The organism is Streptomyces canus (assembly GCF_030816965.1).
Taxonomy (GTDB): domain Bacteria; phylum Actinomycetota; class Actinomycetes; order Streptomycetales; family Streptomycetaceae; genus Streptomyces; species Streptomyces canus_E.
In genome coordinates this window covers 5,905,749-5,922,886 of sequence record NZ_JAUSYQ010000002.1, presented here as the reverse complement: position 1 = coordinate 5,922,886, position 17,138 = coordinate 5,905,749, and the positions used below count along the sequence as shown (strand labels likewise).

Here is a 17,138-nt window from a genome sequence, read left to right as displayed (position 1 = left end):
CTCACCCTCCAAGTTGTTTACCGTTCAACTATAACGGCGTACCCGGAGAACGACACCCCACTCCGCCCTATTCCCGAAGACCACCCCACCGACCGGGCACGACCCGCCCCCCTCGCATGGATGTATCCCACGTACGGCAGCCGACAGGCACCCTCCGTCAGGTGCCACCGGTGCCGCCGGACGGGCATGCGAAGCTGATCCCCATGCTCGTAGCCCGCTCCGCCGCCCTCTTCGTCGTCGCCGCCCTCTTCGAGATCGGCGGAGCCTGGCTGGTCTGGCAGGGCGTACGGGAGCACCGGGGCTGGATGTGGACCACGGGCGGCATCCTCGCCCTCGGCGCCTACGGTTTCGTCGCCACCTTCCAGCCCGACGCCCACTTCGGCCGCATCCTCGCCGCGTACGGCGGCATCTTCGTGGCCGGCTCGATCCTGTGGGGCATGGTCGCGGACGGCTACCGCCCGGACCGCTGGGACATCACGGGCGCACTGATCTGCCTCGCGGGCATGGCAGTGATCATGTACGCCCCGCGGAGCGACTGAGCGGCCGTACTCACGACGTCTCGTCGTCGGGCAGCAGCCCCAGCTGCCCCAGGAACTCCATCTCGTCGAAGTAGAGCCGGTAGTCCACGATCCGCCCGTCCTTCACCGTGGCGATGTCCACCCCACGGATCCTGACCTCCTTCTGCGTCGCCGGGAGCGTCTCCCCGGTCGGCAGCTGGATCGGCCCGGTGTTGCGTCCGCTGAAGACCCCCTCGTCGATGGCCGTGTCCCCGGCCTCGTAGGCGTGCAGCGTCTCGAACGTGGCCTCGGGCACCGCCTCCGTCATCTGCCGCCAGTACGCGACGATGCTGTCGCGACCGCGGATCTCCCCCTCGTCGGGGGTCTGGGCGACCGCGTCCTCCGCGTACAGCTCGGCGATGACCTTCAGGTCCGGGTGCGTGGTGAGCGCATCGGTGAGCCGGTCCATGACCTCACGTGCTTCTCCCATGATCCACCTCCGTATGTCAGGGGATCACCCACCTCAATTCTCGCACCGGCCCGCGATCCGGACCGCCCGGAGCGTCGGACCGGGGCCGACCTATCCTGGCGGGAGCCCGTACCCACGCACGCCCGAGGAGCAGCCATGGCATCCGCCGCCCCGTCCCCCGCGTCCCGGATCGCGATCGTCACGGGGGCGAGCAGCGGAATCGGCGCGGCGACCGCACGGCAGCTCGCCGCGGCCGGCTACCGCGTGGTCCTGACCGCCCGCCGCAAGGACCGTATCGAGGCGCTGGCGGAGGAGATCAACGCCGCGGGCCACCAGGCGACGGCCTACCAGCTGGACGTGACGGACCGGGCCGCGGTCGACGAGTTCGCCTCCGCCTTCAAGACGGTCGGCGTACTCGTGAACAACGCCGGCGGAGCCCTCGGCGCCGACCCGGTCGCCACCGGCGATCCCGCCGACTGGCGCTCGATGTACGAGACGAACGTCATCGGCACCCTCAACCTCACCCAGGCCCTGCTCCCCAAGCTCGATGCGAGCGGCGACGGCACGGTCGTCGTCGTCTCGTCCACGGCGGGCCACGGCACCTACGAGGGCGGGGCGGGCTATGTCGCCGCCAAGCACGGCGCCCACGTCCTGGCGGAGACCCTCCGACTGGAGATCGTCGGCCGCCCCATCCGCGTGATCGAGATCGCACCCGGCATGGTCAAGACCGACGAGTTCGCCCTGACCCGCTTCGGCGGCGACCAGGAGAAGGCGGAGAAGGTCTACCAGGGCGTCGCGGAGCCACTGACCGCCGACGACGTGGCCGACACCATCACCTGGGCGGTCACCCGCCCCAGCCACGTCAACGTCGACCTCCTGGTCCTGCGCCCCCGCGCCCAGGCGTCCAACACAAAGGTCCACAGGGACCTGTGACCCGGCCCGAGAAGGACGAGAAGGACCCGCACGACGAACGCCAGATGTGGTGGTGGCTCGCCTACTTCCTCTTCGGCATCCACATCGTCGCCTTCGTCATGATCTACGCGGTGATGCACGCCCCGAAGTAGGACGCAGTACCGTGAATGAGCAGCAGGCGTGGTTCATCAGGAATCGTCCTGGCGCGGACCGGCATACTGATGCACAGGCCCGTTGGGACGGGCTGAGCGTGATCGAGAAGCGCGGGATCCTCTTCGCCCTGCTGGAGTCTGTGATCATCCTCCCCGGCACCAAAGGATCACACCGCTTCGAACCCTCGACGGTCATTCCAGTGTGGCGCACGCAGCCAACAACCTCGGTTGTGTAGCCGTAGCACAGAAGGAGCACGGTGAAACAGAGGGTCCTGTCCGCCTCGGCCAGGACCCTCTGTCACAGGTCCGCGGGTCAGCCCTTCACACACACAACCTGCTTCAGCTTCGCCACGACCTCCACCAGGTCCCGCTGCTGGTCGATGACCTGGTCGATCGACTTGTAGGCACCCGGGATCTCGTCCACGACGCCGGAGTCCTTACGGCACTCCACGCCCCGCGTCTGCTCCTCCAGATCGCGCGTCGAGAAGCGCCGCTTGGCCGCGTTACGGCTCATGCGCCGACCGGCGCCGTGGGACGCCGAGTTGAAGGCCTTCTCGTTTCCGAGGCCCTTCACGATGTACGACCCTGTCCCCATGGACCCCGGGATGATGCCGTATTCCCCGGCCCGGGCGCTGATCGCCCCCTTGCGCGTGACGAGCAGGTCCATCCCCTCGTAGCGCTCGCGGCTCACATAGTTGTGGTGGCAGCTCACTTCAGGTTCGAAGACCACCTTGGCCTTCTTGAACTCCTTGCGGAGCACGTCCTTGAAGAGGGCCATCATGATCGACCGGTTGTACTTCGCGTACTCCTGCGCCCAGTAGAGGTCGTTCTGGTATGCCGCCATCTGCGGAGTGTCCGCGACGAAGACCGCAAGGTCCCGATCGATCAGCCCCTGGTTGTGCGGGAGTTTCTGGGCGACTCCGATGTGGTGTTCGGCCAGCTCCTTGCCGATGTTCCGAGAACCGGAGTGCAGCATGAGCCAGACCGATCCGTCATCACTTATGCACACTTCTGCGAAGTGATTTCCGGATCCGAGCGTTCCCATCTGCTTTTCGGCACGTTCGTGACGGAATTTGACCGCATCCGCCACCCCGTCGAACCGCCCCCAGAAGTCGTCCCACCCCGCAGTCGCCAACCCATGGAACCGACCCGGCTCGACGGGACTGTCATGCATCCCCCGCCCCACCGGAATGGCCTGCTCGATCTTCGACCGCAGCCGGGACAGATCCCCCGGCAGATCGTTCGCCGTCAGAGACGTCTTCACCGCCGACATCCCGCAGCCGATGTCCACGCCCACCGCCGCCGGACAGACCGCGCCCTGCATGGCGATCACGGACCCGACCGTCGCGCCCTTGCCGTAGTGGACGTCCGGCATCACCGCGAGACCCTTGATCCACGGCAGGGTCGCGACGTTGCGCAGCTGCTGCAGGGCCACGTCCTCGACCGTCGCCGGGTCGGTCCACATACGGATCGGGACCTTGGCGCCCGGCATCTCCACGTACGACATATCGTCCTCATTCCCCCGGAAAGCAAACAGAAGTCTTGAAGCGCAAAACCGGTGCCAAGGTCGACGAATGGGATGACGGACCGGCGTTCACGGCAGTGCGTGCGATACACATTGTCTCCAGGGCGCACCCAGTTGCGGCAAGCGAATAACCTGCGGGGACACTGAGTTCCCCACGAGTCGGAGACATTCCGAGAGGAGCCCCACCGTGCAGCGGAAGGCCTACGTACCCGGCGTCGCCGCCCTCCTCGCGGCGCTGTTGGCCGGCTGCACCGGCAGCTCGGGCGGTGACGACCCGACGGACGACGCCAATCCCGGCGACATCGGCACCGCCTCCCCCGCCGCGCAGCCGGGCAAGTACCGCACTCTCCCCGAGGCGTGTGGCGTGGTCGGCCAGAGCACCCTCGACGCGCTCCTGCCCGGCATCCAGCAGATCGCCGACGAGGATCAGCGCGCCAAGGCCTACGAGGGCCAGGCCACGCTCACCTATGACACGGACCGCAAGGTCGGCTGCCGTTGGAAGGTGGAGGCCACGGACGCCACGGAGTACCTGGCGGTCGACTTCGAGCGTGTGGTGTCGTACGACAACGCGGTCAGCGACGACAGTCAGGCGGAGCAGCTCTTCGGGCAGACCGAGGAGAAGGCCGATCTGCCGGTGGCGGCGACGTCCAGCGCCGCGTCGGACGTGGAGGAGTCCGGCACCGCCGGTCCGACGGCCTCGCCTACGGCCACCCCGAGCGGTTCCGCGAGTCCGAGCGGTTCGGCCTCGGCCACTCCGTCCGATCTGCAGCCCCGCGTTCTGGACGATCTGGGCGACGAGGCGTTCCTGAACGACGTGTTGAGCAACTCGGGTTCGACGGCTCAGCAGCGCAAGGTGACTGTGGCGTTCCGCACGTCCAACGTGATCGTGACCATCGAGTACGAGGAGCAGCCGACGACGATCGGCGTCACCCCGGACAGCAAGGAAATGCAGGACAACGCCAGGAAACTGGCTTCTCAGCTGGCCGGGTCGCTGTCCGGCTGAGCGCTCTCCACACACCCCTCACCCGCGCGCACAGAGCATTCGAAGCTGGACCGCACAGCATCCTCACCGCGTACCGTGGCCCCTCGGACCCGATCCGACGGCAGGAACCACAAGCGTCATGAGTGAAGGAACCATGCAGCGACGAGCAGAGCGTGACCAGGGTGCCCAGCGAGCGAAGCGTCTTCACCGCGTCCTTGTCTGTGCGGCCGCAGTCCCCGTGATGCTGATCGCCTCTGGCTGCTCCTCCGACTCCGGCTCCGGCGACTCCGGCTCCGGCAGCGGTGGCGACAAGGCCGCGGGCGCCGGTGCGACGGTGTCGGCGTCCGAGAGTGCGGCTCCCACGGTGCAGGCGGCGGCGTACAACTCGCTTCCCGAGGCGTGCGGGGTGCTGTCGAAGAAGACACTGAAGTCGCTCGTCCCGGAGGCTCCGAAGTCCGGCAAGAAGGGCACGGCGGAGGCGGGTACGCGCGGCAGTTGCTCCTGGAGCAGCCTGGACAACAACGGTGTGAAGGGCTCGCAGTTCCGCTGGCTCAACGTCTCGCTGCTCCGCTTCGAGTCGGACGCCTCGCGCGGTACGGGCGAGGCGCAGGCGCAGAAGTACTACGACCAGCAGATCCAGGACGCCCAGTCGGTGGCCGGTGCGAAGAACACCAAGTCGCAGGCGGTTTCGGGCACGGGTGACGTGGCGACGCTGGTGCGTTACGACCTGAAGAAGAAGGAAGGCGCCTTCAAGCAGCAGACGGTCGTCACGCGCGTGGAGAACGTCGTCGTCACCGTCGACTACAACGGCGCGGGTCTCGCCGGTGACAAGGCGCCGAGTGCGGACACTCTCGGGAAGCTCGCGGGGCAGGCCGCCAAGGAGACGGTGAGGGCGGTGTCGGCGGCGAACGGCGAGGGCGCTGCGAGCCCGGCCCCGTCGGACTCCGCCTCGGGTTCGAAGGCCCCGTCGAAGTCCGCGTCGCCGTCCAAGTCCGCGTCTCCGTCGAAGTCCGCGTCTCCGTCGAAGTCGGCATCTGCGTCCAAGTCGGCCGCGAAGACGAGCTGAAGAAGACCTGACGGCACGTACCGGTCACCCGTGCGCAGCACAGATGTGCCACTCTGTTGCGCGCAACAACATGCACAGGGAGGGGAGTACGGGTGTCCGCGCCCATGCAGCTGACTCGAATGCACCGCATTCTCATAGGCGTGGTCGTGTTCGGCGCAGTGATCATCGCCGGCATCGGCTTCGCGGGGTCGTACGCGGCCGTCCGTGAACTCGCCATCCAAAAGGGCTTCGGGAACTTCAGTTATGTCTTCCCGATCGGCATCGACGCGGGCATCTGTGTCCTGCTGGCCCTGGACCTGCTTCTGACATGGATCCGCATCCCGTTCCCGCTGCTGCGCCAGACGGCGTGGCTCCTGACGGCCGCGACGATCGCCTTCAACGGCGCGGCGGCCTGGCCGGATCCGCTGGGTGTGGGTATGCACGCGGTGATCCCGATCCTGTTCGTGGTGTCGGTGGAGGCTGCCCGTCACGCGATCGGCCGGATCGCGGACATCACGGCGGACAAGCACATGGAGGGGGTCCGCCTCACCCGCTGGCTCCTGTCCCCCCTCCCCACGTTTCTCCTCTGGCGCCGTATGAAGCTGTGGGAGCTGCGCTCCTACGAGCAGGTCATCAAGCTCGAACAGGACCGGCTGGTCTACCAGGCCCGTCTCCACTCCCGCTTCGGCCGGGCCTGGCGCAGGAAGGCGCCGGTGGAGTCCCTGATGCCGTTGCGCCTGGCGCGCTACGGCGTGCCCCTCGCCGAGACGGCCCCGGCGGGCCTGGCAGCGGCGGGTATCGAACCGGCCCTGCTCCCGCCGGCGCCCCAGGAGGTCGCGGGCAGGGGTGCCGCGGGGGCGGCTTCCGACCCGCAGCGGGTGGCGGCTTCGGGCGAGCAGCGCCTGGAGCTGAACGGCAACCCGCAGCCGCAGCGAGCCGACACCGTGCCGGAGCCGGACCTGAGCCCCTGGTTCGAAGCTCCCCAGCAGATCGAGTACCAGGGCGGCTACAACCCCAACTACGACCCCGCTGAGCAGTACGAGCGCTGGTACGAGGAACAACTCGAGGCAGAGCAGTACGAGTTGCAGCAGATCCAGTACGAGGAGCCCCCCAGGGAGCCCTCGATGGAGGAGACCGGCAGCTTCCCGATCCCGGTGACCAATGGCCGCACGCGTGAACTGGGCGAAGGTGGTGGTCCTCCGGAGCCGACCGAGGAGGACTTCTACCAGGTCTTCAAGAAGTCGATCGACGGCAGCTATCCCTCCCCGGGCCAGCTCAGGGGAGACGTGGAGGCGACCTACGGCGTCACGCTCCCGCAGCGCGAGGCCGAGCGCATGGTCAAGCGCTTCACCAACCGCCACACGGCGGAACTCCAGGAAGACCACATCGCATAGGGAAGGGGCCCTCGCCGAAACGAGGGCCCCTTGCCGTCACCGTCTACTCGCCGAGCAGCGCCCGGACCCGCTCCTGCCCCACGGCCAGCAGCAGCGTGGGCAGCCGCGGCCCGGTGTCCCGGGAGACCAGCAGCTGATAGAGCAGGGCGAAGAAAGCCCGCTGAGAGGTCTTGATCTCGGCCGGCAGCTCCTTGGGCGTGGCGTCCGCGGGGAACCCGGCCTGCACCTTGGGCACGCCGTACACAAGGTGCGTGAGCCCGTCGAGCGACCAGTGCGAGGCCAGCCCGTCCAGCAGCAGTCGTAGGGACTGCTGGGAGGCCTCGTCGAGGGACTTCAGCAGCTCGGCGTCGGGCTCGCTGCGCACGATGGTCCGCTGGTCGGCGGGCACCTGCGTGTTGATCCAGGCCTCGGCCTTGTCGTACCGGGGCCGGGCCTCGTCCAGCGTCGACAGCGGGTTGTCGGGGTCCAGCTCGCTGAGGATCCGCAGCGCCTGGTCCTCGTGGCCCGCGGTGATGTCGGCGACGGACGCGAGCGTCCGGTACGGCAGCACGCGTGCCGTCCGGGGCAGCTCACCGCCGGCGGTCCGCACCGCGCGGGAGTGCGCGGCGACGTCGGCCGGCAGGGCAGCCCCCTCGGCGACCTTGGCGTCCAGCTTGTCCCACTCGTCGTAGAGCCGCTGGATCTCCTGGTCGAAGGCGATCTTGAAGGACTGGTTGGGCCTGCGGCGGGCGTAGAGCCACCGCAGGAGCTGCGGCTCCATGATCTTCAGCGCGTCGCCCGGCGTGGGCACCCCGCCCCTGGACGACGACATCTTCGCCATCCCGGAGATCCCCACGAAGGCGTACATCGGCCCGATCGGCTGCTGTCCGCCGAAGATCCCGACGATCTGCCCGCCGACCTGGAAGGAGGACCCGGGCGAGGAGTGGTCGACACCGGAGGGCTCGAAGACGACACCCTCGTACGCCCACCGCATCGGCCAGTCGACCTTCCAGACCAGCTTGCCGCGGTTGAACTCGTTCAGCCGGACGGTCTCGGAGAAACCGCAGGCGTTGCAGGTGTACGACAGCTCGGTCGTGGCGTCGTCGTAGGAGGTGACGGTGGTGAGGTCCTTCTCGCAGTTGCCGCAGTAGGGCTTGTACGGGAAGTACCCGGCGGACCCGGAGGACCCGTCGTCCTCGGCGGCCGCGCCGGACCCCTCGGCGGCCTCGACCTCGGCCTCGTCCACCGGCTTCTGCTGCTTCTTGGCCGGGGCCTTCTTGGTCCGGTACTGGTCGAGGATCGCGTCGATGTCCCCGCGGTGCGCCATCGCGTGCAGGATCTGCTCGCGGTAGACACCCGAGGTGTACTGCGCGGTCTGGCTGATCCCGTCGAACTCGACGCCGAGCTCGGCCAGCGCGTCGATCATGGCGGCCTTGAAGTGCTCGGCCCAGTTCGGGTGTGCGGACCCCTTGGGCGCGGGCACGGAGGTCAGCGGCTTGCCGATGTGCTCGCCCCACGACTCGTCGACGCCCGCGACGCCGGCCGGCACCTTGCGGTACCGGTCGTAGTCGTCCCAGGAGATGAGGTGCCGCACCTGGTGTCCGCGGCGCCGGATCTCGTCGGCGACGAGGTGGGGGGTCATGACCTCGCGGAGGTTCCCCAGGTGGATGGGACCGGACGGGGAGAGCCCAGAGGCGACGACCACGGGTTTGCCGGGGGCCCGACGCTCCGACTCCTCGATGACCTCATCCGCGAAACGGGAGACCCAGTCGGTGGTCTCGGTGCTCTGAGCCACGATCGGCACGTCCTCTTTTACTGAAGTACTGAAGGTTGATGGACGCCCCATTCTCCCAGACCGCCCCGCGCCGGAGAAAACCGCTTTACCCCCCATGGGATACTGACGGTGTCTATCTGATCCCCCGAGGAGAACGGCACCCACTCCCATGGCCCCGGTCACGTCCCTCAGCGACTCCGTCAACCAGCAGCTCAGCTCCGCGATCTCCGCCACCCTGCCGGAGGCCTCCGCGGACCCACTGCTGCGACGTAGCGACCGGGCCGACTTCCAGGCGAACGGCATCCTGGCGCTCGCCAAGAAGGCGAAGGCGAACCCGAGGGAGCTGGCGACGCAGGTCGTGGCGAAGGTCGAGTCGGGCGCCGTGATCAAGGACATCGAGGTCTCCGGCCCCGGCTTCCTGAACATCACGATCACCGACCGGGCGATCACGGAGACGCTGGCCGCCCGGTACGCGGACGAGACGGACCGCCTGGGCGTGCCGTACGCCCCCGACCCGGGCATCACGGTCGTCGACTACGCCCAACCGAACGTGGCGAAGGAGATGCACGTCGGTCACCTGCGCTCCGCCGTCATCGGCGACGCGCTGCGCGCGATGCTCGACTTCACCGGCGAGAAGACGATCGGCCGGCATCACATCGGCGACTGGGGCACCCAGTTCGGCATGCTGATCCAGTACCTGGTCGAGAACCCCGGCGAGCTGGCCCCGGCGGCCGAGGTCGACGGCGAGCAGGCCATGTCGAACCTGAACCGGGTGTACAAGGCGTCGCGCGTGCTCTTCGACGCGGACGAGGAGTTCAAGGAGCGGGCCCGGAAGAGGGTCGTCGCCCTGCAGTCCGGCGACAAGGAGACGCTCGAGCTCTGGCAGCAGTTCGTGGACGAGTCGAAGGTCTACTTCTACTCGGTCTTCGAGAAGCTGGACATGGAGATCCGCGACGACGAGATCGTCGGCGAGTCCGCGTACAACGAGGGCATGCCGGAGACCGCCCGCCTCCTGGAGGAGATGGGCGTCGCGGAGCGTTCCGAGGGCGCGCTCGTCGTCTTCTTCGACGAGATCCGCGGCAAGGACGACCAGCCGGTCCCGCTGATCGTGCAGAAGGCCGACGGCGGCTTCGGCTACGCGGCCTCCGACCTGACCGCGATCCGCAACCGCGTCGTCGATCTGCACGCGACGTCCCTGCTGTACGTCGTGGACGTACGCCAGTCGCTGCACTTCAAGATGGTCTTCGAGGCGGCCCGGCGCGCGGGCTGGCTGACCGACGGCGTCACCGCGCACAACATGGGCTACGGCACGGTCCTGGGCGCGGACGGCAAGCCGTTCAAGACACGTGAGGGCGAGACGGTCCGGCTGGAGGACCTGCTGGACGAGGCGGTCGAGCGGGCGACCGCGGTCGTGCGCGAGAAGGCCGAGAGGGTGGGCCTGACCGAGGAGGAGATCGTCGAGAACGGCCGGTACGTCGGGATCGGCGCCGTGAAGTACGCGGACCTGTCGACGTCGCCGAACCGTGACTACAAGTTCGACCTGGACCAGATGGTGTCGCTCAACGGCGACACGTCGGTCTACCTCCAGTACGCGTACGCCCGCATCCGGTCCATCTTCGGCAAGGCCGGCGACCGCACTCCGCTGGCCCACCCGGAGCTCGAACTCGCCCCGGCGGAGCGGGCGCTGGGCCTGCACCTGGACGCGTTCGGCGCGACGGTCTTCGAGGCGTCGGCGGAGTACGCACCGCACAAGGTGGCCGCGTACCTCTACCAACTGGCTTCTCTGTACACGACGTTCTACGACCAGTGCCCGGTGGTGAAGCCCGCTCCCGCGCAGGAGGTGGCGGAGAACCGCCTGTTCCTGAGCGATCTGACGGCCCGCACCCTGCACAAGGGGATGGCTCTGCTGGGGATCAGGACGCCTGAGCGCCTCTGACCTCTCCGGTCACTCCGGTGAGGTCTGCTGGTGAGGGAGCTCCGGGGACGGCAGGGTCTTCAGGAGCTCTCTCAGCGCGGCGATCCGGGCCTCGGCGCGGATCTTTTCCCTCACCAACTGGTCGTAGCGCTGGTCGACCTGTACGCGGTCGTACCCCCTCCGCACCACCGCGAAGAGGTCGGAAGCGGTGGGCGGAGGATCGGATTCCCGTCGCCGGGAGTATTCCAGTCGGGCCTCGGCGCGGGCGTGGGCAATGGAGCGGAGAGCCTCATTCCGTGCTGCGTTTTTGGTCTCGGGCAAGCTGTGGTCGCTGGTGGTCGCCTCGACGTACCGGTCGACGAACTGCTCCTCCAGCCAGGTGACCTCGGACTCCGCACCGCGCCGTGCGACCACCAGCCGGAGGATGTGATCGTCCACGACGGTGCGGGCATAGCCCGGCCGTACCACCTTGAAACGGACGCGTGCGACCGGTGCGTCCTGGCGCTGCGGCGGGGGTTCGACGGCATCGCTCATGGCCAGGGCGAGGGACTGCGCGTCGGGCTCGATGTCGGGCTGGGTCTCGGTCTCGGTCTCGGTCTCGGGGAGGAACCGCAAATAGGGCAGGTCGCGCTCCTCCTTCGCCGACCCCAGGTCGAGCAGGCTCTCGGCGGGCGGCGCGGGCCACTCGAACCAGTCGGGCTCGGCCGTCTCGGGCCGGGAACGCTCGATCGCTGCCGATTCGGCCGGTGCGAACTCGGCCGGTGCGAACTCGGTCGGCGCGCCCTCGTGAGCCCTCTCCCTCGCCTCCGCGACGATCCGCTCGGCCTCGGCCCGGGCGTCGGCGACGATCCGGCGGGCGGATTCCCTGGCCTCGGCCGCTTTCTCCACGGCCTGTTCTCCCGCCGACCGGTGACTCAGCAGGGCACGAGCGGCGGTCGCCATCCGGGCCCTGGCAGCCGCCGTCTTCGCCCCCTCGGTGATCCTCTCCGCCTCCGCGCGGGCCTCCGCCAGAGCCTGCTCCGCCTCCGCCCGTGACGTGTCCGTCAGAAGGCGGAGTCGCACCTCGGCGGCCTCCTGGCGTGCCGCCAGATCACGCTCCGCACGCGTACGCCGACGGGCGACCTCGTCCGTCGTCGCTTCCAGGAGGCGATCCGCCTTCAGCCGAGCCGCCTTCAGCAGCCGCACCGGGAGGGCCGCACCGCGCCCCAGCTCGGCCGTGTCCAGGGTCTCGCCGCCGGACGACGTCAGCGCGTGCTCGACCAGGACCGTGACCAGCGTCTCGTGAACGGTCGCGGCGTCGGGCGGCCGCTCCTCCGGGCGCTTGGCCAGGAGACGCAGGATGAGGTGGTTCAGGCGATCCGGTATCCCGCCCGCCCGCTCGACGGGCGCGACCGGCGCGTCGTCGATCTGCATGCGGAGCACGGCCCATGGGGTGGCACTTGTGAAGGGCGGCGTGCTTGTGACTGCGTGGTAGAGGAGACAGCCCAGCGAGTAGAGGTCACTGCGGTGATCGACCTCCCGGTCGCCCAGCGCCTGTTCCGGCGACATGTACATCGGCGATCCGAGTGGTTCACCGGTGACGGTGAGTTCACGGGCGCCGATGGTCTCCCCCATGAACTTCGCCACCCCGAAGTCGAGGACCTTCACGGTCCCGTCGGGCGTGAGCAGCGCGTTGGCGGGTTTGATGTCCCGGTGGACCACCCCGTGGCTGTGCGCAGCCTCCAGCGCCAGGGTGATCTGGGCGGCCCAGCCGACGGCGAGCGGCCAGGGCGTGGGGACGGTCCCCTTCAGCCGCTTGCCCAGGGAGACGCCCCGCACCAGCTCCATGACGAGATAAAGAGTCTTGCGCCGGTCGACCCGGACCTCGCCCCAGTCGTGCACGGTGACGATGTTCTGGTGGGCGAGCCGCCCCGCCAACTGCACCTCGCGCTGGAACCGGGCCTGTGTCTCCGATTCGCCTACGCCGTACTGCGGATGCACGACCTTGACGGCGACGTCCCGTCGCATCCGCTCGTCCTCGGCGGCCCAGACCTGCCCCATCCCGCCGGAGCCCAGCAGACCGGTGATCCGGAACCGCCCGGCGAGGACCTCGTTCAGCACCGGTCTTCTCCCCCATCGGCGACCCGGCTCACAACTGCCCTACGAGTATGCGCCTCAGTACCCCGAAGAGTCCCCCGAGCTGCCGTACGACCCACCCGCCGACCGCCGCAACCGCCGTACCTCCTCCTCCACCCGGCGCGCCACGTCCCCGACGCCCGTGCTCTCCTCCAGGCCGCCGGCGCGGAGTTGAGCGGCGAGGTTCGTGAAGTAGTGGGCGGTGGTGAGGAGATGGTCGTCCACGTCGAGGCCGACGGACGCCGCGGCCCCCGGAGGGATGCGATTGACCTCGGCCAGTACCCGGTTGATCTGTAGCGTGATCTCGTCGCGGACGTCCCGCGTCAGCCCCACCGCCCGCCCCACCTGCGCGAGGATCGAGTGGCAGGAGCGTGCGAGCTGCATCAGCAGCCGGTCGTCGCGGTTGAGGGAGGACGAACCCGAAGCGCCGGGGCTGTAGTTGCCCGAGGAGATGCGCGCGTCCGCGAACTGGGGCTCATAACGCCGCAGGTCGAAAGCGGTCGTCGCGCCCAGCGCCACCCGGAAGCAGGGGTGGACCTGGAACTCCGTCTCGTGCGGCTGGACCGGCAGCCCGTCGTCACCGGCGTACACCACGTCGTTGCCGCGCCGCACCCCGAGGAACCCAACCCCGTGGAGCACATCGATGATGCCGGGCAGCGTCAACGCGTTGGCGTACGCCGGGAAGTCGTGGTGCAGCGTCTCGGCGGCCGCTTCGAAGCGGCGGGTGAGCGCGGCGCGCGTGACGACGTACCCGGTGTTCTGGAACAGCGGAAACAGGTTCCGGAGAAACGGGTGCGCGACCAGGTACTCCGAGGTCAGATCGTTGAGCTTCCACTCCGAGAACTGCCGGCCCGCCTGCGCCACGTCCGCCTCGGTGATCCGGTCCCGCTCATGCTCCAGCCAGGCCTTCTCCTGGCACAGGTTGAGGAACTGGATGGCGTCCCGGGGCCTCGGCAGACAGCGCCCGAAGAGATGGCCCGTGATCTCCTCCCCGCCCACCGTCTCGGGGAACAGCTCCTTCCAAAGCCGCTCCTCGGTCAGCTCCTCCCCGACGGAGGCCCGCGCCCTGGCCCACGCGAGGTCCTTCAGGGCCTGTTCCGTCCAGGCGATCCTGAGCTCGTCCCCGTGGAACTTGTCGCCCTCCCCGAAGGACAGCGAGTCGTAGATGTCGGCGCGCAGGAACAGCAGGAAGCGCACGGAACGGCCGTACAAACTCGCCGCGTGCTTGGCCGCCAGCAGCAGCCCGATCACCATGGAGTTGCTGTCCGGCTCGACGGACCACACCTGTTCCAACTGGTCGACCATGAGCAGCAACGGTGGGTGCACGACCCCGTCACACCCCAGATCCTCGAAGGCCCGTGCCACGCCCTGCTCGACGATCTCCAACTGCCGAGCCGCGCGGGCTCCTTCGGACGGCGACTGGGCGAGATCCACGCTCGCCTTGACCCCGAAAGCCTCGAGGGACAGCGAGGTCTGCAGCCCCCGGGCCCCCTGCGCCAGCCGCTCCACCAGCCGGCCGCCCCCGCCTGCCGCCTCGCCGTTCTGCTTGAGGAACCGCCCGAGCGCCTTGACCGAGTCGGTCTTGTGGCCGCCGTCATGTGCGCCCTTGGCATGGTCGACCAGGTGCCGAGCGGCGTGTACGGCGAACACATACCGCCAGATCAGCGCCTTGGCCGAGTCCCCCGGCAGCCCCTGCAGCTCGAACCGCCGGATCTCCTCCCCCGCGGCCTCGTCAGGGGTGACGAGCACCTTCCCGCCCCGGTGCCCGCCCTCGCCGTCGGACATCAGCTGCATGCAGATGGCACTCTTCCCGGACCCCTTGCGCCCGATGATCAGCATTTTGCGCCCGCTGAGCGCGCCCCGGTACGCGGCGTTCGGCAGAAAGCCGCCGCGCAGCAACAGCCCCTCGGTCACGTCCCGTTCGGCATCCTCACGCCCGAAGTGCAACTGCGCGAGCCCCGGCTGGTCGGCCATCCCGTCCCCCTACGTCGTACTGATCCCAAAGGTATCGGGACCCACCGACAACAGTGCTACGGCAACACGAACTTGCACCACACCGCCTTCCCCAACTCCCGCTCCCGCACCCCCCACTTGTCGCTCAGCGCGGCCACCAGCACAACCCCCACCCACCCTCGTCCCCGTCCTGGACGACGTGCGGCACACCGCCCCCGCTGTCGTGCACCTCCACGACCAGAGCGCTCAGTTCGTACCGCAGGAACAGCCTCAACTGGCGCCCGGGCGGCACCCCGTGCAGCAGCGCGTTGGTCACCGGTTCGCTCACGCAGAGCAGTACGTCGTCCGCCCGCACGGTCTGCGCGAGGCCCCAGCCGACCAGGGTCTCGGCCGTGAAACGGCGTGCGGCCTGCGCGGACCGGCGTTCGCGGCGGAAGAACCTCTCGCGCAGGAGCGGCAGTCGGGTCGTCTCGTTCACGGGACGAGAGTTGCGGAGAGTGACTACAGTGGATCACTCGGTGAACCCGCACAGATTTTTTGTACGGGCTCGTACCCGGTTACGTACGTGTCCGGAGGCGGCGCCCGACCCCACCCTCAAGGTCACCCCCACCACCTGGACCGCCTTCACCACCGGTCTCACGTAGCGCCGTCGGCCATTGTCAGTGGCGCCCCCTACAGTCACGGACATGGCGACTCTTCCCAACCCGCTGCCCACCCTGGCGGCAGACCCGAGCGGCCGTTCGCTCGGACTCGGGCTCCCTCTCGGGAGACTGATCGACGAGACGGACGACGGTCCGTGGTACGAGCCGTTGCTGTGGCATGCCGAGTACTCCGCGTCCTCCGGCGCCTGGACCGCACTGGGCACCCCGGCCGCGCGAACGGGCCTGCTGCCGGTGCTGATAGAGGTCGGCGGCAGCCAGGGCGGGCCGGACGAGTGGGAGTTGATGCCCGGGGAGATGTCGTACCCCGGGGACCACGACCCGGAGGAACTGCTGGCGGAGTACTGGGCGTACGCGATCGAGGATCCCGACGACCTCGACGAGACGATCGCCCCCTACGACGAGGCATGGCCCGGCCCCGCCCCGGCCCCGGCGTCCCTGAGTATCGACCCCGACCGCCGCGCCGCCGAGACGGCCGACGCGCTCCTCGACGAGGGCTCGTGGTTCAAGGAGCCGCGCCTCGCTCTGGTCCCGGCCCGCCGCAGCGCGGACATCCCGGCGGCCATCGGCTGGACGGGCCCGATGAACTTCGAGGGCGACACCGCTCGTATCTGCGCGGTCCTCCGCTCCTGGGAGGACCGCTTCGGCATACGCGTGCTCGCGCTCAGCTTCGACCGACTGGTCCTGTCCGTCGCCGGCCCGCCCACGACGAGAGCCGAGGCGGAGGCCGTCGCCGCCGAGCACTTCGCGTTCTGCCCGGACAACATCACCCAGGGGGATCACGAAACTCTGCGCGAGTACGCCGAACACGCGGTGCTGGGGCAGCGGGTCTGGTCCTTCTGGTGGGACTGACCTGGTGGGACTGACCGGACTCAGCCGGGGAGCAGCCGCGCTCCCTCCGGCGCGCTGATCCCGAACTCCTCCTCCAGGAGCCGCCGTGCCTCCGCCTCGTCGGTCAGCTCCCGCTTCTTCACGGTTCCGTCGGCGCGGGTCTCCGTGAGCAGGCTGCCGTGGAGGAGGAGATGGCGGTCGGCGGTGACGTTCTGGACGTAGATCTGCTGGGTGAAGGGGGAGCGCGGGTTGGTCCCGACGTGCCAGTTGATGACCTCGAAGTCGGGCTTCTCGAACGGCTCCAGGGTGAAGGCGTACTGATCCGCCCACCTCTCCTCCTGGTGGGCCTGGAGCACCCACAGCTCCAGTGGCCCCCGGTGCGGCACCCGCACCAGACGGTGAAGACGCCCGGCGTCGAGGAACTCGGTGTCCGTCCGGAGCGGCACCGGTTCCAGCAGCGCGCCGATCGCCCCGAACCCGACGTCGGCGAGATAGGGCTGCGGGTCGCCGGGGATCTCCACGAGCAGCGCCATGTGGGTACGCGGCCGGCTCTCGATGCTGTCCGCACCGAGGACGACACGGGCCGTCAGCCGGGTCACGCGGAAACCGAGCTCCTCCAGGGCGAGCAGGAGCAGTGTGTTGTGCTCGTAGCAGTACCCTCCGCGCCGGCTCCGCACCAGTTTCGCCATCAGGTCACCGGGTTCGAGGGAGGGTGCGCTGCGGCTCAGGGCGTCGAGGTTCTCGAAGGGGATGCCTTGCAGGTGTGCCAGGTGCACCCCCGCGAGCGTCGTGAGGTCGGCCCGCCGCTCGCCCTCCCACCCGATCCGCGCCAGATACTCATCCAGATCGAATCCCGAGTCGCGCACAGTGTCATCGGCCATGCCCCCACCGTAGGCAGCCGGCCCGCCCGCCTTCCGCCGACCACAGCAGCAACGG

General features: G+C 68.9%; 15 protein-coding genes and 1 pseudogene. 9 read left to right on the top strand and 7 right to left on the bottom strand.

Going from position 1 to position 17,138, the window contains the following annotated elements; genetic code table 11:
* Positions 1 to 203: 203 nt before the first annotated feature.
* Positions 204 to 539, top strand: coding sequence for a YnfA family protein (locus QF027_RS28255; protein ID WP_306986586.1), 336 nt, complete (start codon positions 204 to 206; stop codon positions 537 to 539).
* 10 nt (positions 540 to 549) lie between these two features.
* Here the strand turns inward: QF027_RS28255 and QF027_RS28250 are convergent, their stop codons facing one another.
* Complete coding sequence (locus QF027_RS28250; protein WP_307077874.1) at positions 550 to 987, bottom strand: ester cyclase; 438 nt, start codon at positions 985 to 987, stop codon at positions 550 to 552.
* A 135-nt stretch (positions 988 to 1,122) separates the two neighbouring features.
* Between QF027_RS28250 and QF027_RS28245 the strand changes: the two genes are divergently transcribed.
* The 3 genes from QF027_RS28245 to QF027_RS28235 are packed head-to-tail and all read left to right on the top strand — an operon-like array spanning position 1,123 to position 2,266.
* Entirely contained in the window at positions 1,123 to 1,899 is a 777-nt protein-coding gene (locus QF027_RS28245) for an SDR family NAD(P)-dependent oxidoreductase (RefSeq protein ID WP_307077872.1), read from the top strand.
* Positions 1,896 to 2,030 (top strand): hypothetical protein, encoded by a 135-nt coding sequence (locus QF027_RS28240; protein WP_306977905.1) that lies wholly within the window; start codon positions 1,896 to 1,898, stop codon positions 2,028 to 2,030. The genes QF027_RS28245 and QF027_RS28240 overlap by 4 nt, the downstream gene beginning before the upstream one ends.
* Positions 2,031 to 2,041: 11 nt before the next feature.
* Complete coding sequence (locus tag QF027_RS28235) at positions 2,042 to 2,266, top strand: hypothetical protein (RefSeq protein ID WP_307077871.1); 225 nt, start codon at positions 2,042 to 2,044, stop codon at positions 2,264 to 2,266.
* Between the two features lie 77 nt (positions 2,267 to 2,343).
* On the opposite strand, the gene QF027_RS28230 is transcribed toward QF027_RS28235, so the two are convergent.
* Positions 2,344 to 3,537, bottom strand: a complete 1,194-nt coding sequence (locus QF027_RS28230) for an RtcB family protein (protein WP_306977909.1) — start codon at positions 3,535 to 3,537, stop codon at positions 2,344 to 2,346.
* A 205-nt stretch (positions 3,538 to 3,742) separates the two neighbouring features.
* Here QF027_RS28230 and QF027_RS28225 point away from each other — a divergent pair, with 205 nt between their 5' ends.
* The 3 genes from QF027_RS28225 to QF027_RS28215 all read left to right on the top strand — a co-directional run bounded on the left by QF027_RS28225 (position 3,743) and on the right by QF027_RS28215 (position 6,976).
* Positions 3,743 to 4,558, top strand: a complete 816-nt coding sequence (locus QF027_RS28225) for a DUF3558 domain-containing protein (RefSeq protein WP_306977911.1) — start codon at positions 3,743 to 3,745, stop codon at positions 4,556 to 4,558.
* A gap of 118 nt (positions 4,559 to 4,676) precedes the next feature.
* The gene (locus QF027_RS28220) at positions 4,677 to 5,603 is read left to right on the top strand and encodes a DUF3558 domain-containing protein (RefSeq protein WP_307077869.1); all 927 of its coding nucleotides are present in this window, start codon (positions 4,677 to 4,679) and stop codon (positions 5,601 to 5,603) included.
* A gap of 104 nt (positions 5,604 to 5,707) precedes the next feature.
* Entirely contained in the window at positions 5,708 to 6,976 is a 1,269-nt protein-coding gene (locus tag QF027_RS28215) for a DUF2637 domain-containing protein (protein WP_307077867.1), read from the top strand.
* Positions 6,977 to 7,019: 43 nt separating this feature from the next.
* Here the strand turns inward: QF027_RS28215 and lysS are convergent, their stop codons facing one another.
* Positions 7,020 to 8,759 (bottom strand): lysine--tRNA ligase, encoded by a 1,740-nt coding sequence (gene lysS / locus QF027_RS28210; protein ID WP_307077865.1) that lies wholly within the window; start codon positions 8,757 to 8,759, stop codon positions 7,020 to 7,022.
* A gap of 139 nt (positions 8,760 to 8,898) precedes the next feature.
* On the opposite strand from lysS, the gene argS reads away from it, so the two are divergent.
* Positions 8,899 to 10,665, top strand: coding sequence for an arginine--tRNA ligase (gene argS, locus QF027_RS28205; protein ID WP_307077863.1), 1,767 nt, complete (start codon positions 8,899 to 8,901; stop codon positions 10,663 to 10,665).
* Positions 10,666 to 10,674: 9 nt separating this feature from the next.
* Here the strand turns inward: argS and QF027_RS28200 are convergent, their stop codons facing one another.
* From QF027_RS28200 to QF027_RS28190, 3 genes and pseudogenes are all read right to left on the bottom strand, one after another.
* Entirely contained in the window at positions 10,675 to 12,744 is a 2,070-nt protein-coding gene (locus tag QF027_RS28200; RefSeq protein ID WP_307077862.1) for a serine/threonine-protein kinase, read from the bottom strand.
* A gap of 54 nt (positions 12,745 to 12,798) precedes the next feature.
* Positions 12,799 to 14,733: a P-loop ATPase, Sll1717 family gene (locus QF027_RS28195; protein WP_306977923.1), complete on the bottom strand. Its 1,935-nt coding sequence runs from the start codon at positions 14,731 to 14,733 to the stop codon at positions 12,799 to 12,801.
* Positions 14,734 to 14,789: 56 nt separating this feature from the next.
* Positions 14,790 to 15,190 (bottom strand): annotated as a pseudogene (locus QF027_RS28190) (ATP-binding protein).
* A 208-nt stretch (positions 15,191 to 15,398) separates the two neighbouring features.
* Here QF027_RS28190 and QF027_RS28185 point away from each other — a divergent pair.
* Positions 15,399 to 16,223, top strand: a complete 825-nt coding sequence (locus QF027_RS28185; protein WP_307077860.1) for a DUF4253 domain-containing protein — start codon at positions 15,399 to 15,401, stop codon at positions 16,221 to 16,223.
* Between the two features lie 20 nt (positions 16,224 to 16,243).
* Here QF027_RS28185 and QF027_RS28180 read toward each other — a convergent pair whose 3' ends face one another.
* On the bottom strand, positions 16,244 to 17,083 hold the full coding sequence (locus QF027_RS28180; protein ID WP_307077858.1) for an arylamine N-acetyltransferase family protein: 840 nt from the start codon (positions 17,081 to 17,083) through the stop codon (positions 16,244 to 16,246).
* Between the last annotated feature and the right edge of the window lie 55 nt (positions 17,084 to 17,138).